Here is a 12,077-nt window from a genome sequence, read left to right as displayed (position 1 = left end):
CGCACTGGCCGTCCCGTGAAACCGCGTGTTCACGGGGCGGTTTCGGCAGCCGTCGACGATTTGCAGGAGTTATGCGAATGGCTTGCGGTGAATTGTGCCGGGGCGAGGACGGGAAGGTCCGGGAGCCTGATGGGCGGGCGGATGCCGCGGGCGCCGGGGTCAGTGGCCGCGGGCGATCCAGTCGGGGAGCTGGGCGGCCTCGGCGCCGATCGTGGTCGGCTCGCCGTGGCCGGTGAGTACGACGGTTTCCGGCGGGAGGGTGAGCAGCTTCGTGCTGATCGACTCGATGATCGTCGGGAAGTCGCTGAACGAGCGGCCGGTGGCGCCCGGACCGCCGTGGAAGAGGGTGTCCCCGCTGAACAGGGTGCCGAGCGCCGGCGCGTAGAAGCAGACCGCGCCGGGGGAGTGTCCGGGCGTGTGCAGCACCTGGAGGTCGATGCCTCCGACGGGAATCACCTGGCCGTCGTCGAGCGGTCTGCTGGGCGGGGCATCCGGGTAGACCCGGTCCCAGAGCACCATGTCGTCGGGGTGCAAGTGGGTCGGGGCGTTGCGCGCCGCCTGCAGCGGCGCGGCGGCGCCGATGTGGTCGTCGTGCGCGTGGGTGCAGAGGATGCCGACCAGCTTGCGGTCGCCGACCGCCGCGAGGATCGCCTCGGCGTCGTGCGCGGGGTCGATGACCAGGCACTCGGTGTCGTCGCCGACGATCCACACGTTGTTGTCGACCTCCCAGGTGCCGCCGTCAAGGCTGAACGTGCCGGAGGTGACGAGGTGGTCGATGTGCGCCGCCATCAGAGCACCACGACCGAGCGGAGTACCTCGCCGCGGGCCATCTTGCCGAACGCCTCCTCGATGTGGCCGATGCCGATCCGTTCGCTGACGAACTGGTCGAGCGGCAGCCGGCCCTGCAGGTAGAGGTCGGTGAGCATCGGGAAGTCCCGCTCGGGCAGGCAGTCGCCGTACCAGGACGATTTGAGCGCCCCGCCGCGGCCGAACACGTCCAGGAGCGGGATCTCCAGCATCATCTCAGGGGTGGGCACGCCCACCAGCACCACTGTGCCGGCCAGGTCGCGGGCGTAGAAAGCCTGCCGCCACGTCTCGGGGCGGCCGACCGCGTCGATGGCGACGTCGGCGCCGAAGCCGCCGGTCAGCGCCTGCACGGCCGCGACGACGCTGTCCTCGTCGAGGTTCGACGAGTCGATGGTGTGCGTCGCACCGAGTTGCTGCGCCTTGGCGAGCTTCTTCGCGTCGCGGTCGATCGCGATGATGACGGATGCCCCGGCCAGCCGGGACCCGACGATCGCCGCGTTGCCGACGCCGCCGCATCCGATCACGGCGACCGAGTCGCCGTGGCTCACGTTGCCCGTGTTCATGGCGGCGCCGATCCCGGCCATGATGCCGCAGCCGAGGAGGCCGACCGCCGCGGGGTCCGCCGCCGGGTTGACCCGGGTGCACTGCTTCGCGTGCACGAGGGTCTTCTCGGCGAACGCGCCGATGCCGAGCGCCGGGCTGAGCTCGGTGCCGTCGGTGAGCGTCATCTTCCGGGTGGCGTTGAAGGTGTTGAAGCAGTACCAGGGTTCGGCCCGTTTGCAGGCCCGGCACTCGCCGCAGACGGCGCGCCAGTTCAGTACGACGAAGTCGCCGACCTCGACATTGGTGACGCCGGCGCCGATGACGCTGACCCGGCCGGCGGCCTCGTGGCCGAGCAGGAAGGGGAAGTCGTCGTTGATGCCGCCCTCCTTGTAATGGAAGTCGGTGTGGCAGACGCCGCAGGTTTCGATGTCGACGATGACCTCGCCGGGGCCAGGGTCGGGGATCACGATGTCGACGAGCTCAACGGGTGCGCCCTTCGATCGAGCGATGACGCCTTGAACGGTCGTCGACATGGAACTCCAAATCTTCGCCTCAACAGGCGATCGGGGAATCCAGCCAGACTACCCACACGCGCTGGCACGGGGCCGTGTGCCCGCGGATCAGGTCGGCCCGGATCGGCTCACGCGGCTCACGCGGCTCACGCGGCGAATTCCTCGCAGCGGCTGCACCACCAGTGCCCGGCGACGGGCTCCATGATTTCGTAGCAGGAAATGCAGGTTGGTCTGGGCAACAGTTCGTCGGGTTGCATAGGGGCGCTCAATTTCGCAAAAAGACCGCGACTCCCCAGCCCGAAACGGACATTCGCTCATCCTCAGGATAGGCAGGCCGGGAACCTCCTGTCCAGAGTCGCCCGCCTTGTCGTCAGTCGGTATCGGCGCTCGGAGTCGGCCCGCCGGAGGCACCGGCCGGCCCGCCGCCTGCCCCGTCGGCGGCCTGTCCCTGCGACTCCGAGCGCCCCGCGACGAGGCGGGCGACCATGGCCTTGAGCTCGGCGATCTCGGCCGCGAGGGTGTCGAGCTTGTCCTCGCTGACGTCGAGTTCGGCCTTGATCTCCTCCTCGGCCGCACGGTTGGCCGAGGCGAACCAGGCCGCGATGAACGCGGTCAGCGTGCCGATCAGGGCGATCCCGGTGGCGACGAGACCCACCGTGACGAGCCGCCCTTCGGCCGTCACGGGGTAGAGGTCGCCGAATCCGACGGTGGCCATCGTGACGAAGGACCACCACCAGCCCTCCCAGACCGAGTGGATGTTCGCCCCGACCGCGCCGCGCTCGGCATCCGTGACCGCGAGCCCGGCGATGAACCAGACGGAGACCGCCGTCACGGCCGCGTAGGTCATCACCCGGTTCTTGAGTTTCTTGCTCACCCGGCGGGCGGAGAGGATGACGATCGAGAGCACGCGCAGCGCCCGCAGGGGACGGAACAGCGGCAGGGCGACCACGACCAGGTCGAGCAGGTGGGTGCGCACGAACCGCAGCCGGTCGTGTGCGAGAGACAGGCGCACGATGAAATCCACGGCGAAGGCCGCCCAGGTGCCGATCTCGATCCATTCGAGCAACAGCCGCCAGCCCGGGCCGATCTCCGGAGCCACGATCGGGGCGGCGTAGGCAAGCAGGAACGCGAAGCCGAGCACCAGCAACGGCCGGTCGGTCGACTGCTCCCAGCGCTGGCTCCGGGTCAGCGGCACCTCATGTTCGGCCACCCGACGCCTCCTGACCGGCCTTCGTTGGCCACTGCGCCCGGCCGCCGCCCCGGTGTGGAGAGCCGGCCTCGCGGACCCTCGGCCCGCGCGGCGTGTTGATCCCATCGTATTCCGCGGCAGCCCGTATCCGGCCGCGATTGCGCCGGGCCGGGCGGCGGGAACGAGCGCGGATTCCAGCGGGTCAGGCCAGCGGGAACACGATCCGGGTCTGCCACTTCGCGGGGTCCGTCTCGCTGTCGGGGCCGACCAGGTATTCCTCCCACATGTCGCCGGCCGTCGCGAGTTTCTCCGCCGTGATCCAGCGATCGGCGGGCCGGCCGGGTACGCGCCCTGCTTGCCGATCTCGGCCGCGGAGGCCATGAAGGCCCGCTCGAAGTACGCCGTCATCTCGTTCATCGGGATCACTTCGTGCACCCCGAGCATGGTGCGCGGCTCGAGTTCGATTCGTTCGGCTTTCATCGGGTCTCCTGGCGTCAGTAGAGCGGATGCCCGGCCCCGCCTGGGCCTGACGGCACCCAATGCAGCCCGGGGCAGGGTCGCGGGTAGAGCAGCTGTGCCCGCCAATTGCCCAGATCGGTCACCGTTCGGGCCGAAACCCCCGTACCGTTGATATGTGGTCTTCGAGCATGGGTCTTGAAGCGGTGGGGGCCACGCAATACGAAAGGTTTTTTTCGCTTGAGCGACGAATGTATCCACGGACTTGAAGGCGGGCTCTGCGCCCTGTGTTTCCCGAAGGCCGCCCCTGACATCGCGGCGGCAGTGCCGGCGCCCCGGGCCAGCCGGGCCAAGGCCTCCCGGGCCCCGTCGCTGCGGAGCTCGCCGTCCCCGCGCACGGTGACGCTGGGTGGGCCGAAGCCGGCCGTGGCGACCAGAACGGCCGGCACGGGCAAGGCCGTCGTCGACAATGTCGGCGAGCAGCGCATCTACCACGTCACCCACATTCGCAACCTGGCCGGCATCCTCGAGAGCGGCGCCCTGCTGGCCGACGCGAGCGAGGCCTGGACCACGCGCCCGGTCGTCGACATCTCGTCGGCCCCGAACCGGGATGCCCGCCGCACCGCGCTGGTCTCCGGCGACGGTAGCGCGAGCGTGGCCGGTTACGTGCCGTTCTTCCTCTCGCCGAACGCCCGGCTCTGGGACGGCCTCCTCACCGGAACGGCGGATCCCCGCCTCTCCGTCGACGCGCACACCGCCGAGATCTTCGATTTCGTCATCCTGGTCAGCACGGTCAAGAAGCTCCGTGACGCCCAGGCCGCAGCCGAGGACGCCGACGGATCCGACACGGCGGTAGCGGTGACCGACGGCGACGCTGCCGGCACCCTGACCCGGATCGGCGCGACACCGGACACGTCCGATTCCCTGCTCCGCCGGCTGCGCGCGGACGCGGAATCCGACGCGATCCTCCGCGCCGAACTGCTCGTCGCCGAGACGTTCCCGTTCGACCTGGTCACCCTGGTCGGCGTCGCCAACGACAAGGTGCGTGACGAGGTGCGGGGCATCCTCGCCGCCTCGACGCACAAGCCCAAGGTCGCCGTCTACCCGCCGTGGTTCCACGCCGCGGAGGCCACGACCGCGCTGTAGCGCACGGTTCGTCGCCCCCGATGCCGGCAGGGGACAGGCCCGGTCAGGGCAGGACGGGGGCGACGAACGCGAACGTCTCGCCGAGCAGCCAGACGAGCACGAGCACGACCGGCAGGTGGAAGATGAACTGCAGGAAGGTGAACCCCACGAGGTCCCTGGCCTTGAGCCCGAGAACGGCGAGCAGGGGCAGCATGAAGAACGGGTTGACCAGGTTGGGCAGCGCCTCGGCCACGTTGTAGATCTGCACCGTCCAGCCCAGGTTCATCTGGACATCCGTCGCCGACTGCATCACGTAGGGCGCCTCGACCAGCCACTTGCCGCCGCCGGAGGGCACGAAGACGCCCAGCACCACGGTGTAGAGGGCGATGATCACGGCGAAACCGCCGCCGCCGCCGATCGAGGTGAAGAATTCGGCCAGGTGCTCCGAGACGGTGAGGCCGCCGGTGCCCACCGCCCGGGTGAGGATCGCCGCCATGGCGGCGTAGAGCGGGAACTGCACCAGGATGCCGGCGGTCGCCGGGACCGCCTTCGACACGGCCTGCAGGAAGTTGCGCGGTGTCCCGTGCAGCACCAGGCCGAGCATGAGGAACACCAGCAGGTACCCGTTCAGGCTGCTCACCATGGTGAGTATCGGCAGGGTGAGCAGCTGGGAGACCAGCCAGCCGAGGGTGAGCAGGCCGGCGAGGATCGGCAGGATGCGGCTGTACTCGAGCCATTCACCCGGACGCGTGCGCGGTGCCGCCGGTACCGGCGTGTCGTCGAGGTCGACGCCGAGATCGTGCGCGGTGCGGATGGCGTCGCCGCGCGGCGCCGAGAAGTGCGCCACGGCAACGGTGAGGGCGATGATGACGGCGCACATGGTGAGCGACTGCCAGGTGAAGATGGTGCTGCCGAAGTCGAGGATGCCGGTGACCGCGAGGAGGGCCGGCGGCAGCGAGGCGGCAGTCGCCTGCAGCTGCGCGGCCGATGAGGACATGCCGAGCGCCCAGACGGCGCCGAGTCCCATGAAGGCGGCGGCGCCGAGTGCCCGATAGTCGACGCGGAGGTCGGCGCGGCGGGCGATGGCCCGGGCGAGCAGGCCGCCGAAGACGAGGCTGAGCCCCCAGTTCACGAACGAGACCGACATCGAGAGCAGAGCCACGAAACTGACGGCGCTCGCCGCGGACTGCGGCACGGCGGCGAGAGTGGATATCAGCCGGGCCATCGGCGGCGACGTGGCGACGACGTAGCCGGTGAGCACGACCATTGCCATCTGCAGGGTGAACGCAGTGAGGTCCCAGAAGCCGGTGCCGAAGGACTCGACGATGGTCTGCGGGCTGGAGCCGTTGGCCAGGGCGGCCAGGGCCACCAGGAACACGCCGACGAGGGCGAACACGTAGGCGTCGGGGAACCACTTCTCGGTCCAGCGGGCGAGAGTCTGCGCCACGCGGGCCAGCCCCTTCTCGGTGCGGGTGTCGGGCAGGACGGAGGTCACGGAAGGTCTCTCTTCATTGAGCGATCGGTGCGGCGAGTCGTGGCTCGGGCCGCGCCGGCATCTCAACCCGTTCGCGTACTGTCGCCCGAACGGGGGGTGACCCGCCACTGGCAGGCTAGGGGCGGAAGTGGCAGGAGTCAACTCGACGGTGACCCGGCGTCAAGCTCGTGTGCGGGTGTCAGCCCGGCGCAGTGGCCTCACGTCGCGGCGTGCACGTCTTCCTCGGAGACCTCGGTCTCCTCGGTGCGGAAGGACGCGCCGCGGTCCGCGAGCCACGCCACCAGCTCGGCCGCCGGCACCGGGCGGGAGATGAAATAGCCCTGGGCCTGGTCGCAGCCGTAGAGCGAGAGCTCGGACAGTGCGTCAGCGGTCTCCACACCCTCCGCCACCATCCGGAGATCGAGGGAGTGGGCCAGGTCGATCGTGGACGCCACCAGGGCGGCGGCGCGCGGGTCATCCTGCATCGGGGTGAGGAACGACCGGTCGAGCTTGAGTTCGTCGATCGGCAGGTCGCGGAGGTAGGCCAGCGAGCTGTACCCGGTTCCGAAGTCGTCGATCGAGATGCGCACGCCCGTCGCACGCAGGCGGGTCAGGCTGGCGCGGGCGAGGTCGTAGTCCTGCATAAGGTATTCCTCGGTGATCTCGAGGATGAGCACGGATGCCGGCAGCCCGCGAGCGTCGAGCATCGCGGCGATCCGCTCGGGCAGTGCCGCGTCGAGCAGGGAACTGGGGGACAGGTTGACCGAGATCGACAGCCGGATCTCCCGCAGCATCCACACCGCCGCCTGGTCGAGGGCCTGGGCGAGCAGCACGTGCGTCATCTCGTGCATCAACCCGGCCTCCTCGACCAGCGGAAGGAAGTCTCCGGGCTGGAGGAGGCCGCGCCAGGGATGGTTCCAGCGCACGAGGGCCTCGACGCCCCGCACCTCGCCCGTGGCCAGTTCAAGCTTGGGCTGGTAGTACAACACCAGCTGGTCGGTCTTGAGGGCCACCCGCAGCTCGTGCAGGGTGCGCAGCCGGGTGCCGAAATCGCTGTCGTCGGCACTCGTGTACACGTGGTAGCCGGCGCGGGAGGACTTGGCCTTGTACATCGCCATGTCCGCCTTGCGCAGCAGGCCGTTGAGGTCGTCGCCCTGGTCGGGGTAGCAGGCGATGCCGATGCTCATATTGGTGTGCAGGGCGATGCCCTCCAGCATGAAGGTTTCGGCGATGGCCGCGCGCAGCACGATTGCCGAGACGATCGCGTCGTCTTGGTCGGCGGTCGCGAGGAGGACGGCGAACTCGTCGCCGCCGAGCCTGGCGAGCAGGTCGCCTGGACCGAGCTGGCGGGTCAGCCGGAGGCCGACCTGGATCAGCAGGCGGTCTCCGACGTCGTGGCCGAGGCTGTCGTTGACCTCCTTGAACCGGTCGAGGTCCATCAGGAGCAGGGCGGTGCCGGTCCGGCGGGCGGACGCCAACCGCACCGTCGACTCGGAGTAGAGCGCCCGCCGGTTGGGCAGCCCGGTCAGTTCGTCAGTGCGGGCCTGGCTACGCAGCACGCCCTGCCGGAAGGCAAGCGGTACGGTGGCCAGGGTCATCGTGAGCGCTGCGAGCACGACGGCGAGCGTCGACACGTGAGTGCGGGTGCCGACGATGAGCACGACAAGCCCGGCGGCCGTGGCGATGCCGGGCACGAGCAGGGCCGAGCCGGCTAGGGGAGTGCGGCTTCGGGAGCTTTCCGGGCGTGCGGACGCGTACACCCAGAGCGCGATCAACGCCAGTCCGCCGGCCCAGCCGATCTCCAACGGGGCGCGGGGGAGGGAGAGCGCGCCCGAATCGGTGAGGAAGTACACGATGTCGGCGCCGGTGAACACGGCCAGACCGGCGACCAGCAGCAGCCAGCGCCGGCCCACGAAGAGGCCGCGCGAGGTGGCCAGGCCGGCGAGGGTGGCCGCCAGGAGGATGTCCAGCACGGCATACGCCGTCACGATCGTGCCGCCGAGCGTTTCGGGGCCTTCGGTCGCGGACTCCGCCAGGGGGCCGAGCATCACAACCAGGAGTGTGGCCGTGCCGGACGCGCCGACGGCGCAGTCGAGCAGCACCGTGCGGGAAAGCCCCCGGAGTTGCCGGTGCACCAGCACGCCGAGCGCGCCCAGCATCAGTGTGTAGAAGACGAGGTAGCCCGCGTCGGCGGGCGACGGGAACGGTGAGACACCGCTGTTGTGCACGACGAAGTAGAAGTAACTGTCGGCGACGGCGTTCACCGTGATCCCGGCCGTGGCGAGGATCATCTCGCCGCGCCGCCTGTCCACCCTGAGCAGCGCCAGCCAGCAGACGATGGCGGGCACCCAGCGGGTGAGCGTCGCGGCCACGTTCTCGAAAACCTCGTTGTCGGCGTCGCCCTTCAAGACCAGGCCGAGCGTGTAGGCGGCGAGCAGGGAGCCGAGCAGCCAGGCCGGCCAGCTCGCATGCCAGCGGAACGCGGCGCCCAGCGCGGACTTCGTCATGTATTGCACTTTCGCTCGCACTGGATCCCCCTGGTTCACCTTAGCGGCGCAGGCGGCCGTGGCCGTGCGCTCGCCGGCGCGAGCTCAGACGACGCCGAGCGGCAGTTGCTCCCCGGCCGGCAACTCGACCCGGATCCGGTCGCCGGGAGCCACCGTTCCGCCCTGCACGACGACGCCCATCACTCCGGCCTTGCGCACGACCCGGCCGGCGGCATCCGTGCTGATGAGCTTCTTCATCAGGCCTTTTTTTAAGCCGTTGATCTCGGAGCACGGACTGCGCAGGCCCGTGACCCGCACGACGGCGTCGTCACCGAGGTGCAGGAGGGCGCCGAGCGGAAGCGTGATCAGGTCGATGCCCCGGGTGGTGACGTTCTCGCCGAGTTCGCCGGGGGCGACCTGGTAGGCGAGGGCGGTCAGCTCTTCGAAGAGCTCGGCCGGGATGAGGTGCACCTGGGTGAGGTTGGGGGCGGTCGGATCCCTGGCGACGAGGTAGCGGTGCTGCACGGTGGCCCCGCCGTGGGCGTCACCCTCGACGCCGAAACCCTCGATCAGACGGATGCTGCCGACGGCCGGCTTGCTGAACCGGTGCCGGTCATCGCGGCTCACCGACACCACCGTGTTCTGCCCACTCGGATTCATGCGCTCGAGTCTGCCATACCCGCTGCAGCCACTTGCGCAGCTCCTCCACCCACAAAACGACGGATGCCATCAGCAGGCAGATCCCCCAGTGCCACGCGTCGAGAGGGGCCGTTCCGAACGCGGTCTGGAGCACGGGCAGCTCGACCACGGCCAGCTGCAACAGCACCCCGAGGCCCAGCGAGGCCCAGAGCCACCGGTTGACGAAGAGCCGGTGGAAAGCGCTGGTCAGCGCGGAGCGGGCGTTCAGCGTGTTGAACAGCTGCGCGAAAACGAGGGTGGTGAAGCCGGCCGTGCGGGCGACGGCCAGGCTGTCCTGCCCGGCCGGGAAGAGGCCGCCGGGCAGGAACAGGTCGATCGTGGCGAGGGTGACCACCGCCATGACGAGTCCGGTGGACAGGATGCCCGCCCACATCATTAGGTCGATCGCCCGGTCGGCGGGGCCGCGCGGCGCCCGCGCCATCACATCGTCGATCTCGGGATCGACGCCCATCGCCAGGGCCGGCCCCGAGTCGGTGACCAGGTTGATCCAGAGGACCTGGGTGACCAGCAGCGGCAGTACGACGGTTTCGCTGCTCGCCCCGGTGAGGCCGAGGGCGCCGGCGAGGAGCACGCCGAGGAACACGGTGAGCACCTCGCCCATGTTCGAGGAGAGGAGGTAGCGCAGGAACTTCTTGATGTTGTCGAGGATGACCCGGCCGGCGCGCACGGCGGCGACGATCGTGGCGAAGTTGTCGTCGAGGAGGATCATCTTCGCGGCCTCCCGGGTCACCTCCGTGCCGGTGATGCCCATCGCGACGCCGATGTCGGCCGATTTCAACGCCGGGGCGTCGTTGACGCCGTCGCCCGTCATCGCGACGATGTCCCCGTTGGCCTGCAGCGCGTCGACGATGAGCAGCTTGTGATGGGGGGAGACCCGGGCGAATACCGAGGTGGTGCGCACGGCATCCCGCAGTCCCGCGTCGTCGAGCCCGTCGAGCTCGGTGCCGGAGAGCGCGGAGGCGCCCGGTTCGACCAGGCCGAGGTCACCGGCGATCCGGGCAGCGGTGACGGGATGGTCGCCGGTGATCATGATCACGCGCACTCCCGCCCGGTGGGCCTCGGCGATCGCCGTCTTCGCCTCGGCCCGCGGCGGGTCGATGATGCCGACCACGCCGGCGTAGACGAGGTCACGCTCGTCGAGTTCGTCGAGCGGCGCCGTGGTCTCATCGGCGCGGCTGTAGGCGACGCCGAGCGTGCGGTACGCCTGCTCGGACAGCTCCTGCACGTGGTCGAGGGCCTGGCGGCGCAGTTCGTCGGTGAGCAGAACGACCCCGTCGCCGACCTGCGCCTTCGAGCACAGCCGCAGCAGCACGTCGGGTGCTCCCTTGCTGAAGATGCGCAGGGTGCCGTCGCTGCGCTCCTGGTGCAGGGTTGACATCATCTTGCGGTCCGACGTGAACGGCATCTCGTCGATCCGGTCGAAGCGTGCCATGCGGCCGGTCGTGCCGTCGAGCTTGGCTGCCGCCACGAGGAACGCGGCCTCGGTCGGATCGCCCTGGATCTGCCAGTCACCGTCCCGCTCGGTCAGCTGGGCGTTGTTGGCGAGCGCACCGGCGCCGAGCACCAGCTGCACCTCGGCCAGGAGCGCTGCGTCGCTGAGCGGCTCACCGCCCTGGAGCACGTCGCCGAACGGCCGGTAGCCGACCCCGGTGACCTCCGCCTGTCCGGACGCGGTCAGCACCCGCTGGATCGTCATCTCGTTGCGGGTCAGGGTTCCGGTCTTGTCGCAGCAGATCACGGATGCCGAACCCAGCGTCTCCACGGATTTCAGGTTCTTGACGACCGCGTTCTGGGCGGCCATCCGTTGCACCCCGATCGAGAGGATCACCGACAGGATCGCGGGCAGTCCCTCGGGCACCGCGGCCACGGCCAGTGACACCCCCAGCAGGAAAACCGTGACGAAGTCGGCCGGGGTGGAGACGCCCTGCACGAGCACGATGGTCAGCATCACCACGATGGCGATGGCGATCACGACGACGCTGAGCATCCGGCCGATGGCGCTGATCTCGGTTTGCAGGGGTGTCGGGTGCGCGACCGTGGTCTCGAGCATCATGGCGATGGCGCCGACCTCGGTGCGCATTCCCGTGCCGGTGACGACGGCCCGGCCGACGCCCTGGCTGACGGCGGTGCCCTTGAAGACCATGTTCCGGCGCTCGCCGAGCGGTGCCGGTGCAGGAAGGGAGAGCGCATCCTTGCTGATCGCCCCGCTCTCCCCGGTGAGGGAGGATTCGGTCACCCGCAGCGACCTCGCCCAGACGAGCCGGGCATCCGCGCCCACGCTGTCACCCTCGCCGAGCACCAGCAGGTCACCGCGCACGAGGGCGCTGCTGGGAACGGTGACGAGCTCGCCATCACGCATCACGGTCGAGGATGCCGCGGTCAGCCCGGCCAGGGCGGCCACCGCGTTGTCGGCCCTGGCCTCCTGCACGAAGCCGAGCACCGCGTTGAGTGCGACGATCGCGGCGATCACGATGGCGTCGACCGGCAGACCGGGCGCGCCCTCGATCGCCCACGCGCCGACCGAGACGGCGGTGGCGGCCAGGAGGAGATAGATCAACGGGTCCTGGAACTGGGCGAGCGCCTTCCGCCAGGCCGGCGTCGCCGGTTTCGTGTCGAGTTCGTTGGGCCCGTCGGCGGCCAGCCGACGGGCTGCCTCCGTCTGAGTCAGGCCGCGCGCGGCATCCGTGCCCAGCAGGCGGGCGACCGCGGCCGCGTCGGTGACGGACGGATCGGGGAGGGACGGGGCGTTCAGGGAGGCAGCAGGCCGGACCGGATCGTCCATCTGG

The 12,077-nt window shown here is 69.9% G+C and carries 8 protein-coding genes; 1 reads left to right on the top strand and 7 read right to left on the bottom strand.

All coding sequences use genetic code 11. From position 1 onward, the window contains the following. Positions 1-159 precede the first annotated feature (159 nt). The 3 genes from IWX89_RS07130 to IWX89_RS07120 form a co-directional block, all read right to left on the bottom strand. Entirely contained in the window at positions 160-789 is a 630-nt protein-coding gene (locus IWX89_RS07130) for an MBL fold metallo-hydrolase (protein ID WP_196902854.1), read from the bottom strand. Continuing rightward, on the bottom strand, positions 789-1,883 hold the full coding sequence (locus tag IWX89_RS07125; RefSeq protein ID WP_196902853.1) for an S-(hydroxymethyl)mycothiol dehydrogenase: 1,095 nt from the start codon (positions 1,881-1,883) through the stop codon (positions 789-791). The genes IWX89_RS07130 and IWX89_RS07125 overlap by 1 nt, the downstream gene beginning before the upstream one ends. A 349-nt stretch (positions 1,884-2,232) precedes the next feature. Next, the gene (locus IWX89_RS07120) at positions 2,233-3,072 is read right to left on the bottom strand and encodes a potassium channel family protein (protein WP_196902852.1); all 840 of its coding nucleotides are present in this window, start codon (positions 3,070-3,072) and stop codon (positions 2,233-2,235) included. Positions 3,073-3,747: 675 nt separating this feature from the next. On the opposite strand from IWX89_RS07120, the gene IWX89_RS07115 reads away from it, so the two are divergent. Continuing rightward, positions 3,748-4,653, top strand: a complete 906-nt coding sequence (locus IWX89_RS07115) for a DarT ssDNA thymidine ADP-ribosyltransferase family protein (protein ID WP_196902851.1) — start codon at positions 3,748-3,750, stop codon at positions 4,651-4,653. Positions 4,654-4,696: 43 nt separating this feature from the next. Here the strand turns inward: IWX89_RS07115 and IWX89_RS07110 are convergent, their stop codons facing one another. From IWX89_RS07110 to IWX89_RS07095, 4 genes are all read right to left on the bottom strand, one after another. Further along, positions 4,697-6,127 (bottom strand): short-chain fatty acid transporter, encoded by a 1,431-nt coding sequence (locus IWX89_RS07110; RefSeq protein WP_196902850.1) that lies wholly within the window; start codon positions 6,125-6,127, stop codon positions 4,697-4,699. 197 nt (positions 6,128-6,324) lie between these two features. Then, entirely contained in the window at positions 6,325-8,613 is a 2,289-nt protein-coding gene (locus IWX89_RS07105; RefSeq protein WP_196902849.1) for a bifunctional diguanylate cyclase/phosphodiesterase, read from the bottom strand. 84 nt (positions 8,614-8,697) lie between these two features. Further along, on the bottom strand, positions 8,698-9,252 hold the full coding sequence (locus IWX89_RS07100) for an MOSC domain-containing protein (RefSeq protein WP_196902848.1): 555 nt from the start codon (positions 9,250-9,252) through the stop codon (positions 8,698-8,700). Beyond that, positions 9,206-12,073, bottom strand: a complete 2,868-nt coding sequence (locus IWX89_RS07095) for a cation-translocating P-type ATPase (RefSeq protein ID WP_196902847.1) — start codon at positions 12,071-12,073, stop codon at positions 9,206-9,208. Before IWX89_RS07095 ends, IWX89_RS07100 begins: the two co-directional genes overlap by 47 nt. Between the last annotated feature and the right edge of the window lie 4 nt (positions 12,074-12,077).

Origin of the sequence: Cryobacterium sp. MP_M3 (genome assembly GCF_015752155.1) — a bacterium.
Taxonomy (GTDB): Bacteria; Actinomycetota; Actinomycetes; order Actinomycetales; family Microbacteriaceae; genus Cryobacterium.
Note: the sequence above shows the minus strand (reverse complement) of the source record. Positions and strands in the feature narration are given on the sequence as shown.

Bases quoted from the DNA above. Each gene is read 5' to 3' on its own strand.
- IWX89_RS07130 (WP_196902854.1), bottom strand. From the start codon at position 789: ATGGCGGCGCACATCGACCACCTCGTCACCTCCGGCACGTTCAGCCTT.
- IWX89_RS07125 (WP_196902853.1), bottom strand. From the start codon at position 1,883: ATGTCGACGACCGTTCAAGGCGTCATCGCTCGATCGAAGGGCGCACCC.
- IWX89_RS07105 (WP_196902849.1), bottom strand. From the start codon at position 8,613: ATGACGAAGTCCGCGCTGGGCGCCGCGTTCCGCTGGCATGCGAGCTGG.
- IWX89_RS07100 (WP_196902848.1), bottom strand. From the start codon at position 9,252: ATGAATCCGAGTGGGCAGAACACGGTGGTGTCGGTGAGCCGCGATGAC.
- IWX89_RS07095 (WP_196902847.1), bottom strand. From the start codon at position 12,073: ATGGACGATCCGGTCCGGCCTGCTGCCTCCCTGAACGCCCCGTCCCTC.